Source organism: bacterium, from assembly GCA_024228115.1.
Taxonomy (GTDB): domain Bacteria; phylum Myxococcota_A; class UBA9160; order UBA9160; family UBA6930.
In genome coordinates this window covers 1-12,440 of record JAAETT010000002.1, presented here as the reverse complement: position 1 = coordinate 12,440, position 12,440 = coordinate 1, and the positions used below count along the sequence as shown (strand labels likewise).

The 12,440-nt window shown below is 67.8% G+C and carries 11 protein-coding genes and 1 tRNA gene; 5 read left to right on the top strand and 7 right to left on the bottom strand.

Annotated elements, in window-relative coordinates:
• Positions 1 to 132 precede the first annotated feature (132 nt).
• Together GY937_00065 and GY937_00060 are read right to left on the bottom strand one after the other, a co-directional pair.
• On the bottom strand, positions 133 to 1,185 hold the full coding sequence (locus tag GY937_00065) for a DNA polymerase IV (protein MCP5055100.1): 1,053 nt from the start codon (positions 1,183 to 1,185) through the stop codon (positions 133 to 135).
• 4 nt (positions 1,186 to 1,189) lie between these two features.
• Positions 1,190 to 3,634: a penicillin acylase family protein gene (locus tag GY937_00060; protein ID MCP5055099.1), complete on the bottom strand. Its 2,445-nt coding sequence runs from the start codon at positions 3,632 to 3,634 to the stop codon at positions 1,190 to 1,192.
• A 384-nt stretch (positions 3,635 to 4,018) separates the two neighbouring features.
• Here GY937_00060 and gap point away from each other — a divergent pair, with 384 nt between their 5' ends.
• From gap to secG, 4 genes are read left to right on the top strand one after another with little or no spacing between them, the layout of a single operon-like run.
• Positions 4,019 to 5,017 (top strand): type I glyceraldehyde-3-phosphate dehydrogenase, encoded by a 999-nt coding sequence (gene gap / locus GY937_00055; protein ID MCP5055098.1) that lies wholly within the window; start codon positions 4,019 to 4,021, stop codon positions 5,015 to 5,017.
• 5 nt (positions 5,018 to 5,022) lie between these two features.
• Positions 5,023 to 6,204, top strand: a complete 1,182-nt coding sequence (locus GY937_00050) for a phosphoglycerate kinase (protein ID MCP5055097.1) — start codon at positions 5,023 to 5,025, stop codon at positions 6,202 to 6,204.
• 2 nt (positions 6,205 to 6,206) lie between these two features.
• On the top strand, positions 6,207 to 6,959 hold the full coding sequence (locus tag GY937_00045) for a triose-phosphate isomerase (GenBank protein ID MCP5055096.1): 753 nt from the start codon (positions 6,207 to 6,209) through the stop codon (positions 6,957 to 6,959).
• Positions 6,960 to 7,013: 54 nt separating this feature from the next.
• Positions 7,014 to 7,442, top strand: a complete 429-nt coding sequence (gene secG, locus GY937_00040; protein ID MCP5055095.1) for a preprotein translocase subunit SecG — start codon at positions 7,014 to 7,016, stop codon at positions 7,440 to 7,442.
• Positions 7,443 to 7,460: 18 nt separating this feature from the next.
• Here secG and GY937_00035 read toward each other — a convergent pair.
• The 3 genes from GY937_00035 to GY937_00025 form a co-directional block, all read right to left on the bottom strand.
• Positions 7,461 to 7,547, bottom strand: a tRNA-Leu gene (locus tag GY937_00035).
• A 75-nt stretch (positions 7,548 to 7,622) separates the two neighbouring features.
• Complete coding sequence (locus tag GY937_00030) at positions 7,623 to 8,258, bottom strand: hypothetical protein (protein MCP5055094.1); 636 nt, start codon at positions 8,256 to 8,258, stop codon at positions 7,623 to 7,625.
• Between the two features lie 4 nt (positions 8,259 to 8,262).
• Positions 8,263 to 8,772: a hypothetical protein gene (locus tag GY937_00025; GenBank protein MCP5055093.1), complete on the bottom strand. Its 510-nt coding sequence runs from the start codon at positions 8,770 to 8,772 to the stop codon at positions 8,263 to 8,265.
• A 348-nt stretch (positions 8,773 to 9,120) separates the two neighbouring features.
• Here GY937_00025 and GY937_00020 point away from each other — a divergent pair, with 348 nt between their 5' ends.
• Positions 9,121 to 9,591, top strand: coding sequence for a hypothetical protein (locus GY937_00020; protein MCP5055092.1), 471 nt, complete (start codon positions 9,121 to 9,123; stop codon positions 9,589 to 9,591).
• Here the strand turns inward: GY937_00020 and GY937_00015 are convergent.
• On the bottom strand, positions 9,564 to 10,943 hold the full coding sequence (locus GY937_00015) for an AarF/ABC1/UbiB kinase family protein (GenBank protein ID MCP5055091.1): 1,380 nt from the start codon (positions 10,941 to 10,943) through the stop codon (positions 9,564 to 9,566). The two genes, GY937_00020 and GY937_00015, sit on opposite strands and share 28 nt — an antisense overlap.
• 43 nt (positions 10,944 to 10,986) lie before the next feature.
• Positions 10,987 to 12,294, bottom strand: coding sequence for a DUF4147 domain-containing protein (locus GY937_00010; GenBank protein MCP5055090.1), 1,308 nt, complete (start codon positions 12,292 to 12,294; stop codon positions 10,987 to 10,989).
• Between the last annotated feature and the right edge of the window lie 146 nt (positions 12,295 to 12,440).

The window sequence follows — 12,440 nt, the reverse complement described above, 5'->3', positions numbered from 1 at the left end:
TCACGCGCCAAGTCCAAGCCTGGCAAGACGATCGCAACCGAACGACGAAGGGCGTCGACTGGCAATTCACGACCCAACAAGCCCGCGTGAAACTGCGACGACTCTACCCCCAGCTTTTGGTGTGACAAGGGACTAGTCGTCCGGGAACATTTCCAGTTGGCGGTCGTCGCGGCGCACGCGGACGATGCCGGAGACGGCGATGCCCACACGCTTCACGGGACGGCCGCTCTCGGTTCGACCCAGGAGTTCGGCGGCGAGGGCCGAGATCGCGGCGGAAGTCGAGAGGGGCCTGCGGTCGGTGCGGCTGCGGGTCGTTGCCTCGCCATCGTCGTAGCGAAGCTTCAGCACGACCCGCTTCGCAGCCAGGTGCTCGAGCGCCAGGCTGCGTTCCAGATCAGCAGCCAGGGCGGCCAGCCGTTCTTCGAGCACGCCCCAATCGTTTTCCGGCGTATCGAATGTGGATTCCTGGCTGATGCTTCGCGGATGGGGTGCGGCCCGCAGCCGGCTCTCGTCGCGCCCGAGGGCAAGCGCGAGAATCCCGAGGCCGTGGCTGCCGAGACTGGCCTCCACCTGCTCCTCCGAGAGCAGTCGCAACTGGCCTACGGTCGCAACGCCCTGGCTCGCCATTCGCTCTGCCGTTCGAGGACCCACACCGGGAAGGCGCATCACGTTCAGCGCATCGAGATAGGCGCGAAGAGCCTCCGGTCGAACCCAGAAAAACCCTGTATCGTCGGAGTCTTCCGCTGCAAGCCTCGCAACGAACTTGATGGGTGCAGCGCCGACCCGCAGGGGCAGCCGGAGTTCGCGAGCCACCTCTTCCCGAAGCCGAATGGCCACCTGCTGGATCGGTTCATCCGAGCCACCGAGATCGAGAAACGCGGCGTCGAGGCCCACCGCCTCGACCCGCTCGGTTTCGCGGCGGAAGACGGCCTGGAGACGCTTGCCGGCTTCGCGGTACTCCCGCATATGGGTCCGCAACGCCCTCGCCTGGGGACAGCGGCTGAGCGCCTCGATCATGGGCATCCCCAACACAATGCCCGCCGCCAAGGCATCCGGGGTGGCCGCTTGCACCAGGCCGCGCTTGCGCGGATCCCCGCCGACCACGACGGGTTGATCTCGCAGCCCAGGATGTGCGGCGCGCTCCGCCTCCGCGTAGAAGCCCGGAACGATGGCGTAGAGGAGCATGGTTTCAGGGAGTGGGCTCGAGCCGCAGCTCGGCCACCCGCGTGTCGTCGATGACCGGATCCCGCGTCGAGAGAAGCATCGGCCGCCCGCGCAGCCAGCGCGTGATGCCATCCGCCTGCCAGCGATGCCCGGCCTGCTCGGTCTGGCCCGGAACCAGGAAGACGAGGGCCTGGTCGAGATCGCCCGCCTCGGCGATCAAGCGATGCACGGCCACGACCCGGGCGCCAAAGGAATCGAGGGGGGAGTACTCCCCGAGCAGCACCGTCGTGGCATCCCCTCCCAGCGGAAAAGGACCGAAGGCAGCATCCCGTTGCCACCGCTGGACAGGCCGCCTTGCCAGGAACTGAAGCGGATGCAGGCGCCCCCAACCCCACTTCTTGCGATTGGGCCCGAGGGTTACTGCGAGTTCGATCCAGGTTTCCCGAAGGCTTCGCAGCACGGCGGCGTCGACCCGTTCCGGATCCGACCAGGGCGCCGCCAGTTCCTTGTGAGCGGAAGGCGGGTCCAGGGCGCGACCCACCAGCCAAGAGAGCTCCATGCCGCGCAGACCGACCAGGCGTTCGAGCAACTCGGAACCGAGTTCGGGCTCGAACAGACGCCTGACCAGGCGAGCAAGGAACACATGATAGGCGGCGGCCTCCACGCGGTCGGCGCTCATGTCGCCATCCCAGTGGCGGAGCAGGTCGATGAGTTCCTGGGCCTCGCTGCTGCCAGCCGGCTGCTTTCCGACCCTCACCAATGCGCTGCGCACCAGATCGACCGCCACCGCCGAACGCGCATCCGCTTGGAGGGTCACCAGATCGTCTTCCTCGAGGGGCTTGGCGCGCAGATCCCGAAGCAGCTTGGCCAACCGCCCGGCCCGGGCTCCCGATCGCCAGAGCATTTCGACGCCGGCGGCCCGGCCCCCGGGAAGCGAGCCGTCAGCGGAAATCAGCCAGGGGCGCGAGCGAGTGAGCCCGCGGTGAGGCAGAGCCTCGTAGGGGATCGGGCGCTTCCAGCCGTAGGCGACATTCGTCGACGGCAACGGCACGATGCCGCTCGGCACCTCCCGCTCCGGCAACGCGCCCGCCACCTGCAGGGAACCGCGGCCAAAGCGATCCGCGAACAGCACCGCCACGACCGGCTCCACATGCCGAGCCAGCGCGCGGCGCCCCTCTCCCGTGCTCGTCGCCACACCGAGACCCAGAAAGCCCGCCATCGGGTCGCGTGTTTCAGCGCCCATCCAGCGCACCGAGACAGGAACCGGGAGCCCCAGGAGTTCGTGAATCAGGGGCCCCCGCGGCGTCTCTCGCACGCGAAGTATTTGGGCTGCGGCCCCACGAATACGGATCTCTTCCTCGCGTTCCTCGATCTTCCGCCAGCGCAACCCGTCGAGTACCCGCCCCTCCCGCTCGGCATGCAGGGTTTCCCAGGCCATGTCGGTCACCACCGCTGGCAGATGCGTCACCGCCCAGACGAGATCCGGATTGAAGCCGTTCCAGAAGATCGGCACTCCGGGCACGGCGGCGCCGGCCAGTTGCAGCGAACCACCTCGCAGCTCCGCAAGGTGAAGCTCGGCCGGCGCCTGGGCGGGGTAGTGGGCATCTGCTGCGAGCAAGGGGGCGCCGCGCCGCGTGCGGGACCCGCCCACCAGGAACGCAGAACTGCCGATCCCCTGCCCGGCATGGCCAGCGCGTTGGCGCAGCGGATCGACCGGCGGAAGCCACACGACCGGTAGCGCCGGGTTTCCACTCGCCGTCGTGTTTCGGCCCGCAGCCGGCCCGACACCACCGGGAAAGAATGGTCGGGCCATCGTCGGACCGAGTTTGCGGATCAGCAGATCCAACACGAGCGATTCCTCGACGCTGGCGCCGAGCGTCCAGGCGCGGTGCTTGAGCAAGGCCAGGGAATCCGTCGGCGTCCAGGGCTCCAGCGCCGCGGGATCGGGCTCTCCTGCCGGCGCCACGCGGAGGCCGAGACGCACCGGCGCCAGGCGAGCGTTCACGCCCGCCGAGTAGGCCTCGAGAACCCTCTGGGTGGGCTCGGAGAGCCCGGCCGCCTCCCGCGCGGCGAGCCGGGCGAAACCCAGGGTTCGGGCCCAGCGATCCGCCTCGAGGGCGCCCGGCCCCTCGACCTCCGCGCTGCGCCCCTGCGCCGCTCGCCTCGCCGCCAGCATCTGGCCGAGCCGATCCTGGGCGTGGACGAAGCCCAGGCCATACCAGGCGTCGGCCTCGCTCGAGGCTCGAATATGCGGAACACCGGCTCGATCCCGGAGGATGCGCATTGGCGCTGCCAATCCGGAAACGCTGAGCGTGCCCTCGATCTTGGGATACCGGCCCCGACGGGTATTTCGAGCGTCCAGCCAGAACGCGCCGCAGAGGAGGGCCACGAGCAGCACCGCCCCGACGCCGACCATGCGACGAGTTCCGAGCGGAGCTCTCCTCGCCCGATTGCGCGCTACCTCGACCATCCCCTCCCCTCACGCTGCAGCGACCGAGCATAGAAGGCCCCGCGCCAGCGGGCCCGGCCATGCCGCGGGGCACACTGCCGCAGTCGCCCATCGCGGGCTGAACGCGCGCCAGCGTCGTTGGAGGCTCGCCCTCCCCAGCCCTGGACACAGCGAACTGAAGATGGGCGAAGTCCGCGGAAAAATGGCTACATTCCGGCCCGCTCGCGCCCGGGGTGGCCCCGGGAAGCAACCTGGCCGTCCCGGCCGGGCGGCGGGCAGGCTGGAAAAAGGGCCGAACGGGACGAGCCGCGAAACCGGTTCGAACCTCCGCCCTCCGGCAACGCGGTGAATCAGATCGCCGCCCGCCCGCGCATACGAAGCGCCAACCGAAGAGGAAACGAGAGCATGACGGTCAAGGTCGGTATCAACGGATTCGGACGGATCGGACGGTTGGCCTATCGGGCCATGCAGGCCAAGGGCATCGAGGTCGTCGGCATCAACGATCTCGTCGATCCCGCCACATTGGCTCATCTCCTGAAATATGACTCCGTCCACGGGCGCTACCCGGGCGACGTGACGGCGGACGGCGACAACCTGGTGGTCGATGGAAAGTCCATCCCGATCACCGCGGAGCGCGACCCGGCCAATCTGCCCTGGGGCAAGGTCGGCGCCCAGGTCGTGATCGAATCCACCGGCCTCTTCTCGAGCCGCGACAAGGCCCAGCTCCACCTGGACGCCGGCGCCGAGCGCGTGATGATCACCCAGCCCGCCGGCGACCCGGACGTGACGGTCGTAATGGGCGTCAACGATTCCGATTTCGATCCGGCCAACCACAGGATCGTTTCCAACGCATCCTGCACGACGAACTGCCTCGGCCCGATGGCCAAGGTGCTGCACACGGAGTTCGGGATCGAGCGCGGATTGATGGTCACCATCCACGCCTACACCGCCGACCAGCGGCTGGTCGATGCGCCGCATAGCGATCTCCGACGCGCCCGGGCAGGTGGGCTCTCGATGATCCCGACCAAGACCGGCGCCGCCCGGGCGATCGGGCTGGTCATGCCCGAGCTGAACGGCAAGCTCGACGGCTACGCCATGCGCGTTCCCACGCCGGACGTCTCCGCGGTCGATCTCTCGGTCCAGCTGAAGAAGAGCACGGATGAGGCCACCATCAACGCCGCCATCAAGGCCGCTGCCGATGGCCCGATGAAGGGCATCCTCCAGTACATGGACGAGCCGCTCGTCTCGGCGGACTTCGTTGGCAATCCCCACTCCTCGATCTTCGACGTGCAGAGCACCAAGGTGATGGACGGCGACTTCGCCAAGCTCCTCTCCTGGTACGACAACGAGATGGGCTACGCGACCCGCGTAGCGGATCTCGCCGAGATCATGGGCCGCGCCTAGTCACGGTGGCCACCAAGACACTCGACGAGCTCCTTGCCGAAGGGGTTCGGGGCCAGCGCGTCTTCGTGCGCGCGGACCTGAACGTCCCTCTCGGAGGTGGCCAGATCGGAGACGATACGCGCATCCGCGCCGCGACCGGCAGCCTTCGGCGGCTGCTCGCGGGCGGAGCCCGGGTCGTCCTGGCCTCCCACCTCGGAAGGCCCAAGGGCGAACGCAAGCCCGAGTTCTCCCTCGCGCCCGTCGCCGAGCGGCTCGGAGAGTTGCTCGAGCGCAAGGTCGCCTTCTGTCCGGAAGTCGTCGGGCCCCTCGCACTGTCCGCAGCGGATGACCTCGGAGAGGGCGAGCTCCTGCTCCTGGAGAATGTCCGTTTCGAGCCCGGCGAGACCCGGAATGACGACGCCCTGGCGCGAAGTTTCGCCGAGCTGGCCGACGTCTACGTGAATGATGCCTTCGGCACCGCCCACCGGGCCCACGCCTCGACCGCAGGGGTCGCCCGGCTGGTATCGCGACGGGCCGCCGGGGATCTACTCCGTGCCGAGCTGGAACATCTGAAGGTCGTCCGCGAGCCGGAGCGCCCCCTGCTCTGCCTGCTCGGCGGCGCGAAGGTCTCTGACAAGCTGGCTGTGCTCGAAGCGTTGGCACCCCACGCGGATGTGCTCGCGATCGGCGGAGCCATGGCATACACCTTCCTCGCCGCGCGCGGCGAGCCCACGGGCACCTCTCTCGTGGAGCCGGATCGCATCGACGATGCTCGCCGGGTCGAGGAAGCCGCAGCGAAAGCGGGCCGCAAGCTCCTGCTGCCGACGGATCATGTCGTGGTCGAGAAGCTCGAACCGAACGCACCCGCTGAGGTCCGAGCCCAGGTGCCCGATGGCCTGATGGGTGTCGACATCGGCCCCGAGACGGCCGCCGCCTATGCGGCCGAGGCAGCCGCCGCCCGCACGATCTTCTGGAATGGACCGATGGGCGTCTTCGAAATGGACGCATTCGCCAAGGGCACCGAGGCGGTCGCGAACGCGGTCGCCAGCTCGGCCGGGCACTCCGTCGTTGGCGGCGGGGATTCAGTTGCCGCGATCAACCGGCTGGCGCTCGGCGATCGCATTGGACATCTCTCGACCGGCGGTGGCGCCTCCCTGGAATTCGTCCAGGGCAAGACGCTCCCCGGTGTTGCAGCGTTGGAGGATTGAACATGGCACGTCGACCGATCCTGGCAGCCAATTGGAAGATGCAGAAGACCGTCGGAGAGGCGCTGGCCTTTGCCGAGGGCTTCTTGCCTCTGGTCAAGGGTGCCGCCGCGGACGTGGTGCTGGCACCTCCGGCGACGGCTCTCCACGCCCTCGGCCAGGCGATCCGTGGTAGCAACGTCGCCCTCGCTGCGCAGAACGTGAACCCGGAGCCCAAAGGCGCCTTCACCGGCGAACTCTCGACGGAGATGCTCGCCGATGTCGGTTGCAGCTACGCCATCGTCGGCCATAGCGAGCGCCGCACGTTGTTTGGCGAAACCGATGCGTTCGTGGCCGCGAAAGCCGAGGCGCTCCTCGCGCAGAACATCCTGCCGATCGTCTGCTGCGGAGAATCCCTGGAGCAGCGCGAAGCGAACGAGACGTTTTCCTTCGTCGGCGGACAGATCCGGCAGAGCCTGGCTCGCATCGACAAGACCCGCGCCACCGAGATCGTCGTGGCCTACGAGCCCATCTGGGCCATCGGCACAGGCAAGACCGCTACGCCCGAGATGGCCCAGGATGTGCACGCGATGATTCGCGGCGTGCTGGGCGAACTCTTCGGTGCCGACGGCGAGGCGATTCGCATCCAATACGGCGGCTCGGTCAAGCCGGACAACGTGACCGAGCTGATGAGCCAGGCCGACATCGATGGCGCACTCGTGGGAGGCGCGAGCCTCGAACCCGAGAGCTTCTCCAAGATCGTCAATTTCGGCGGCTGACCGTCCCCAGATCCGGCGGCGAACCGCCCGCTACACTCCCCCCAAGGAGCCACCATGACCCTATTCGTAACCGTGCTGCACGTCCTCGTGTGCGTGGTACTCATCGTCGTCGTGCTGCTGCAGCGCGGCAAAGGCGCTGAGATGGGCGCCGTGCTCGGTGGCGGTGGCGGCAACACCGTCTTCGGCGCACGCGGTGCCGGCAACTTCCTCACCCGGCTGACGACAGCAGCCGCAGTGGTGTTCATGTTCACCAGCCTGATCCTGGCCTACTTCGCCCGGGAGAGCGCGGACTCGACGCTCTTCGAGGAGGTGCCCGCGGCCGTGGCACCTGCCGAGGAAGAGGCGGGAGGCTTCGAGGAAGCGCCCACCGATGCCACTACCGGCGGCTTCGAAGAAGTGGCACCGCCTGCGGAGGGTGAGGCTGGAACCGACACCGAGCCGGCGGTCGACAGCCCTGAGCCGGCGGAGGAGCCGACCTCGTAAGGGACCTCGGCCCCGGGGTGGTGCGGCAGAGAAGATTCGAACTTCCACGCCCTTGCGAGCGCCAGCCCCTCAAGCTGGTGCGTCTACCAATTCCGCCACTGCCGCACATCCCGGATTGCCAGGGCCGGCAAACGTACCCCTTCCGCGAGGATCGTCCAGCCAGCGGGGACGTTCCTTGCCTCAGCTGTCGAGCACGCCATCCCGCAGGCGGCCGATCCAGTTCCGGTAGGTCTCCACCGGCTGGGCGCCGGTCACGAACGCGTCGTGCCCCGCCACCCGCACGGCGGGCACCCCGGTGATGCTCACCTCGAGGGCCTCATTGTGCTGGTCGGCCACTTCACGCACGAGTTCGCGCTCTCCCTCCGGATCCGCCAGGACCGCCAGCCCCTCGGCCGGCAACTCCAGTTCCTCCCAGAGCTCCTTCAAGACGGGCAGTCGGCTGATATCGCGGCTTTCCTCGAAGTACGCGACGAGCAGACGATCATGCATCCGCGCGAACGCCTCGGCCGAGACCCGAGCCGCAGCCTTGGCCACGAGATGAGCGGGCACGCTATGGGTCGGCGGACCCTCGCTGCTCTCCCAGACCGTGAAGTCCGGTGAATCCGGCTCCCCGGCCGGCCTCATCCAGCTCTGCGTGTAACGCATGAACTTTTCGAGATCGCGGCCCGGCTCGGGCCGAGGGCGCAGCAGATAGCTGCGCCAGGTCAGCTCGAGAGCGTCGCCGAATTCCTCCTGCAACTGGTGCAGGCGGTACGAGGCGACGTAACACCACGGGCAGAGGTAGTCCGAGTAGACGATCAACCGGACCGGATCCACGCGCCTACTCCTCGTCGGTGGCCTGATCCTCCAAGCGCTGGATCTCCGCCATGTCTTCGGCGGTGGCGGGCAGGTAGATCGTCGTCATCGGAATCGGGTCGGTCTTCTTCCTGCCCGGGCGGAGCACGATGACGACCGCCTCCTCGGACGCGACGAGCTTGTCGATCTCGGCCTTGAACCACGCGGTGCTCTCGGTGTCGTTGAGCATCTTGCCGGTGAGGTTGTTCCGGATCTGCGTGACGCTCAGCTTGCCCCCGGTGGCCTTCACCGGCACCGTGGTTGCCTTGAGCGTCCTTCGCTTGCACTTGCCGGGGATCTTCGTGATGTCACCGGAGGCACCGGAGACCCGCGGGAAGAACTTGGTCGCCTTGCCCTTGGTCCACTCCACCTCGACCGTCTTGCCGGCCTCGTCATAGGACTTGATGACGCCGAAGGTCGAGCAGCTTTTCGCCTGGGCGTTGGCCGCCGCGAGAAACGGGACCGCGACCAAGAGAAGAATGAGTGTGGAGCGCATGGATTTCTCCTGTAGTGGGTGCTGCCGGCGGCTCATCCGTCGGCAGGAAAAAGGCGGCGATACGCCCTGGAATGGTAGACGAGAGGACCGCCCTCGGGATTCAGAGATTTTTTTCGCCCGACCAGGAGCGAAGAGCGCGTGGTCTCCGCCGTCATGGAAGGGTCGGCTGACATGGCTCGGCAGGGTAACGCGGCTCCCGGTGCGCTGCATCTGGAAAGCGGAGCCGAAGCCGACCCCTGGAAAAGGGCCATGGAACCGGACCTCTCGCCGGGCGTCGAATCCTTCAGGGCCTCACCCGAGTGGGCGACCTCCAGGTAGACTGCCGGTGGGTTCCTTCGGAGAGAAGACATGATGCACCGACATCCGCTTCGCCACCCGCTCACCTTTCCTGCCGTCATCGCCCTCATGCTGCTTCCTGCGACCCTCGACGCGCCCCAGGCTCATGCCGCGCGGGGGAAGAGCGTCGCGAACGAAGCCGAGTGGGTGAGCTTCGATCCGGAGGCCAAGACCGTCACCGTCAAGATCCTCATGAAGAGCAACGGCAACGAGGCGCTCGCCAAGAAGTTCAAGAAGACGGTGAGGAGAGGCCGGGAGGTTACGATCAACGTGATTCCCGACGGCCCCATCAGGGAGCGCACCTCCGTCGCAATCAACGGGCGCAAGGCCGGCCTGCTCGACATCGACACGGGCAAGCGCGTCGTCCTGTATTGGATCGAAGACCCGAACGCAGCCGGCGAGCTGTTCGCCCGCAAGATCGACGTGCTGCTCTCGTTCAAAGAGCTGCGGAGGCGCTACGAAACCGAAGGAGCCGAAGAGTAGGCGGCACTCGGCGTGGGTGGGCTTTCCGGCAAATCGCCTGCCAGAAAGGTCACGACGTAGGGGCCCACCACATCCAGGGGCCGGATGCCCGGGGCCAGCTCCGTGGCCAGACCGAGCAGCAGGGTCAGCGCGCGAGACCACATCACCAGCCCGTCGGGCAGGCGGAAGCTGCGAATGTTCTTCAGCTGGGAACGCATTCGCCGCAGGTAGACGCTGAAATCGATCTCGGCCGCTTCCTTGGGCGTCAGGTTCCAATACTCCGGGGAGAACGAGATGCGCAGAAGCTCCTCCACAGCCTCCCGATCGCGCGGATCGATCATGCCCGCCGCGAGCAGCGCAGCGGCATAACGTCGCTCGTCCCGGCTCACGCTCGAGAGGAGGGATTCGCGCAGCATGGCCATCACGGCCGGGGCGATGCGCTTGTTCATGCCGAAATCGATGATTCCAAGGCGTCCGTCATCGCAGACGAGGAGGTTTCCGGGGTGCGGATCGCAATGGAAGAAGCCGTCTCGGAACATCATGTGCAGGAAGGCACGCGTCGCCCACACCACCAGGCTCTCGGCATCTCGGCCACGCTCCTCGACGCCCTCCGTATCGTTCACCTTGCAGCCATCCAGGAACTCCATGGTGAGAACCCGGCGGGCTGTGGCCTCCCAGTGGATGACCGGGATGCGCACGTGGGCCGCGACCTCCGGATCCCGGCTCAGGTTCCGCGCCACTTCCTCGGCGGCGCGTCCCTCTCTCTCGTAGTCCATCTCGCCGTGGATCGACTCCGCCAGCTCCTGGTGCACCTGGCGGAGATCCGCCACGGTCACCCAATCGAAGAACCAGAGGCCGATTCGGGCGGCCGCCAGATCGATCGCAACGGAGCGTTCGACGGCTGGGTAGAGCACTTTGACCGCCACCCTCTCGCCGCTTCGAAGCTCCGCCTCGTGGACCTGGCCGAGGCTCGCTGCGGCCAGCGGCTCATTCTCGAAACGGCCAAAGACGTCCTCCACGGGGCGGCCGAGTTCCGCTTCGATCTGCTCGCGGATCTCCAGGGCCGCGTGGGGCGCCACACGATCCTGGAGCCGGGCCAGCTCATCACTCACTTCCTCGGGCAATACGTCGACCCGCAAGCTCGCCACCTGGCCAAGCTTGATCAGACCGCCTTTGAACCGATTGGCGATGCCGACGAAGCGGCGGGCAAAGCGCACCTGACGGTCCACCAGGGCACCCGGCGCCGCGCGAACCACGCCTCGGCTGTCCAGCACGATGATCAGCCAGATCCAGGCCGCGCGGCCGATCAAGCCGAGCAAGACGAGAAAGCGGGTTGCCAACGAGAGCAGGGACGGGGCGCCGGATCGGGTCACGGACGGAGGGTAACCGTCCGATCCCGCGCCGGGTGGCCGATCTTCAGTCGTCCAATCCTGTGCCGGGTGGGCGCACTTCGAGAAGAACCAGATCCATCACATTCGTTCGGGTGGGACCCGTCACGAAGAGCCCCCCTTCCGCTGCGAAGAAGGTGTAGGCGTCGTTGTCTTCGAGCCGGCCCCGAGCCTCCATCCCGGCTGCGCTCCCCCGCGCCACACTTCCCGCATCCGCAAAGGCCCCCGCCGCGTCGGTGGGTCCGTCGGTACCATCGGTTCCCACTGCGAGAAGGTCGATGTTGGGAGCCTCCTCGAGCGCCAACGCCGCCGCGAGGGCCAACTCCTGGGAGCGCCCTCCTCGCCCGCCGCCCTTGACGGTCACGGTCGTCTCCCCGCCGACGACGAGCAGGGTCGGAACCTCGGGCTCCAAGCTTCGTGCCAGGCCCACGAGACGCCCGGCTGCGACCCGCGCCTCTCCGCGAAGCTCGCCACCGAGCGAGATCGGGCGTAGCCCGTCTTTTCGGGCGGCTTCCAAGGCAGCCGCGCGGGCCGTCGCGTTCGAAGCCAGGATCCGGCTGCGCACCGATGCGAGAGCGGCGTCTCCAGGCTTCAGACTCTCGTCCCGGTTCCCCTCACGCCCTGCCTCGAGGTGTTCGCGGATTGCCGGCGGCAGGTCGACTCCGCTCGTCACGCGAACGGCGTCTACATAGGTCGTTGCATCCGCCGCGCAGGGCCCCGAGGCCAACGTGGAAAGATCGTCACCTGGCACGTCAGAGATGGCCAGCACGTGGATCTCCGAAGCCTGCGCTGCGGCGCGGGCCAATCTCCCACCGGACACGCGGGTGCAATGCTTGCGGAGGGTGTTGAGCGCTTCGATGTCGGCCCCGGCTTCCAGGAGCGCATAGGTGGCCGCCGCGACATCCGCAAGGTGCAGGCCTGGGAGGGGCGTACTGAGAAGTGACGAGGCGCCACCCGAGAGCAACAGGACGAAGGCTTCGTCCGGCATCGCCCGATTCGCAACGGCCAGGGCTTCGATTCCGGCGGCTTCGCTCCGTGCGTCAGGAACGGGATGGCCCGCCTCGGCGACGCGGCTCCCGAGGAATTCCAGGCCGTGACCATCCTTCGTTACGACGAAGCTCTCCCGAATCCGGTCTCCGCAGGCCGCTTCCAATGCTCGCGCCATCGGTGCGGCGGCTTTGCCCGCGGCGACGACGCGGAGCGGGCGAGCCGGCGCCAGACCCTCCGCCACCGCAGCAACGCATGCCTCGGGTTCCACGGCGGCCAAGGCGGCCCGGTGAATGCGAGCCAGGCGCTCGCGCGCCGGGGTCATCTTGCGCTCACGCTCCGCCGGCACTCGCGGCCGCCGGAGCGTCGGCACTCTCAGCCGCCGGAGCGTCGGCACTCTCAGCCGCCGGAGCGTCGGCACTCTCAGCCGCCGGAGCGTCGGCACTCTCAGCCGCCGGAGCGTCGGCACTCTCAGCCGCCGGAGCGTCGGCACTC

What these genes read in the sequence shown, in the direction of transcription:
- GY937_00065 (MCP5055100.1), bottom strand. Translation starts at nt 1,185, where the DNA reads ATGCTCCTCTACGCCATCGTTCCGGGCTTCTACGCGGAGGCGGAGCGC.
- GY937_00060 (MCP5055099.1), bottom strand. Translation starts at nt 3,634, where the DNA reads ATGGTCGAGGTAGCGCGCAATCGGGCGAGGAGAGCTCCGCTCGGAACT.
- gap (MCP5055098.1), top strand. Translation starts at nt 4,019, where the DNA reads ATGACGGTCAAGGTCGGTATCAACGGATTCGGACGGATCGGACGGTTG.
- GY937_00045 (MCP5055096.1), top strand. Translation starts at nt 6,207, where the DNA reads ATGGCACGTCGACCGATCCTGGCAGCCAATTGGAAGATGCAGAAGACC.
- secG (MCP5055095.1), top strand. Translation starts at nt 7,014, where the DNA reads ATGACCCTATTCGTAACCGTGCTGCACGTCCTCGTGTGCGTGGTACTC.
- GY937_00025 (MCP5055093.1), bottom strand. Translation starts at nt 8,772, where the DNA reads ATGCGCTCCACACTCATTCTTCTCTTGGTCGCGGTCCCGTTTCTCGCG.
- GY937_00020 (MCP5055092.1), top strand. Translation starts at nt 9,121, where the DNA reads ATGATGCACCGACATCCGCTTCGCCACCCGCTCACCTTTCCTGCCGTC.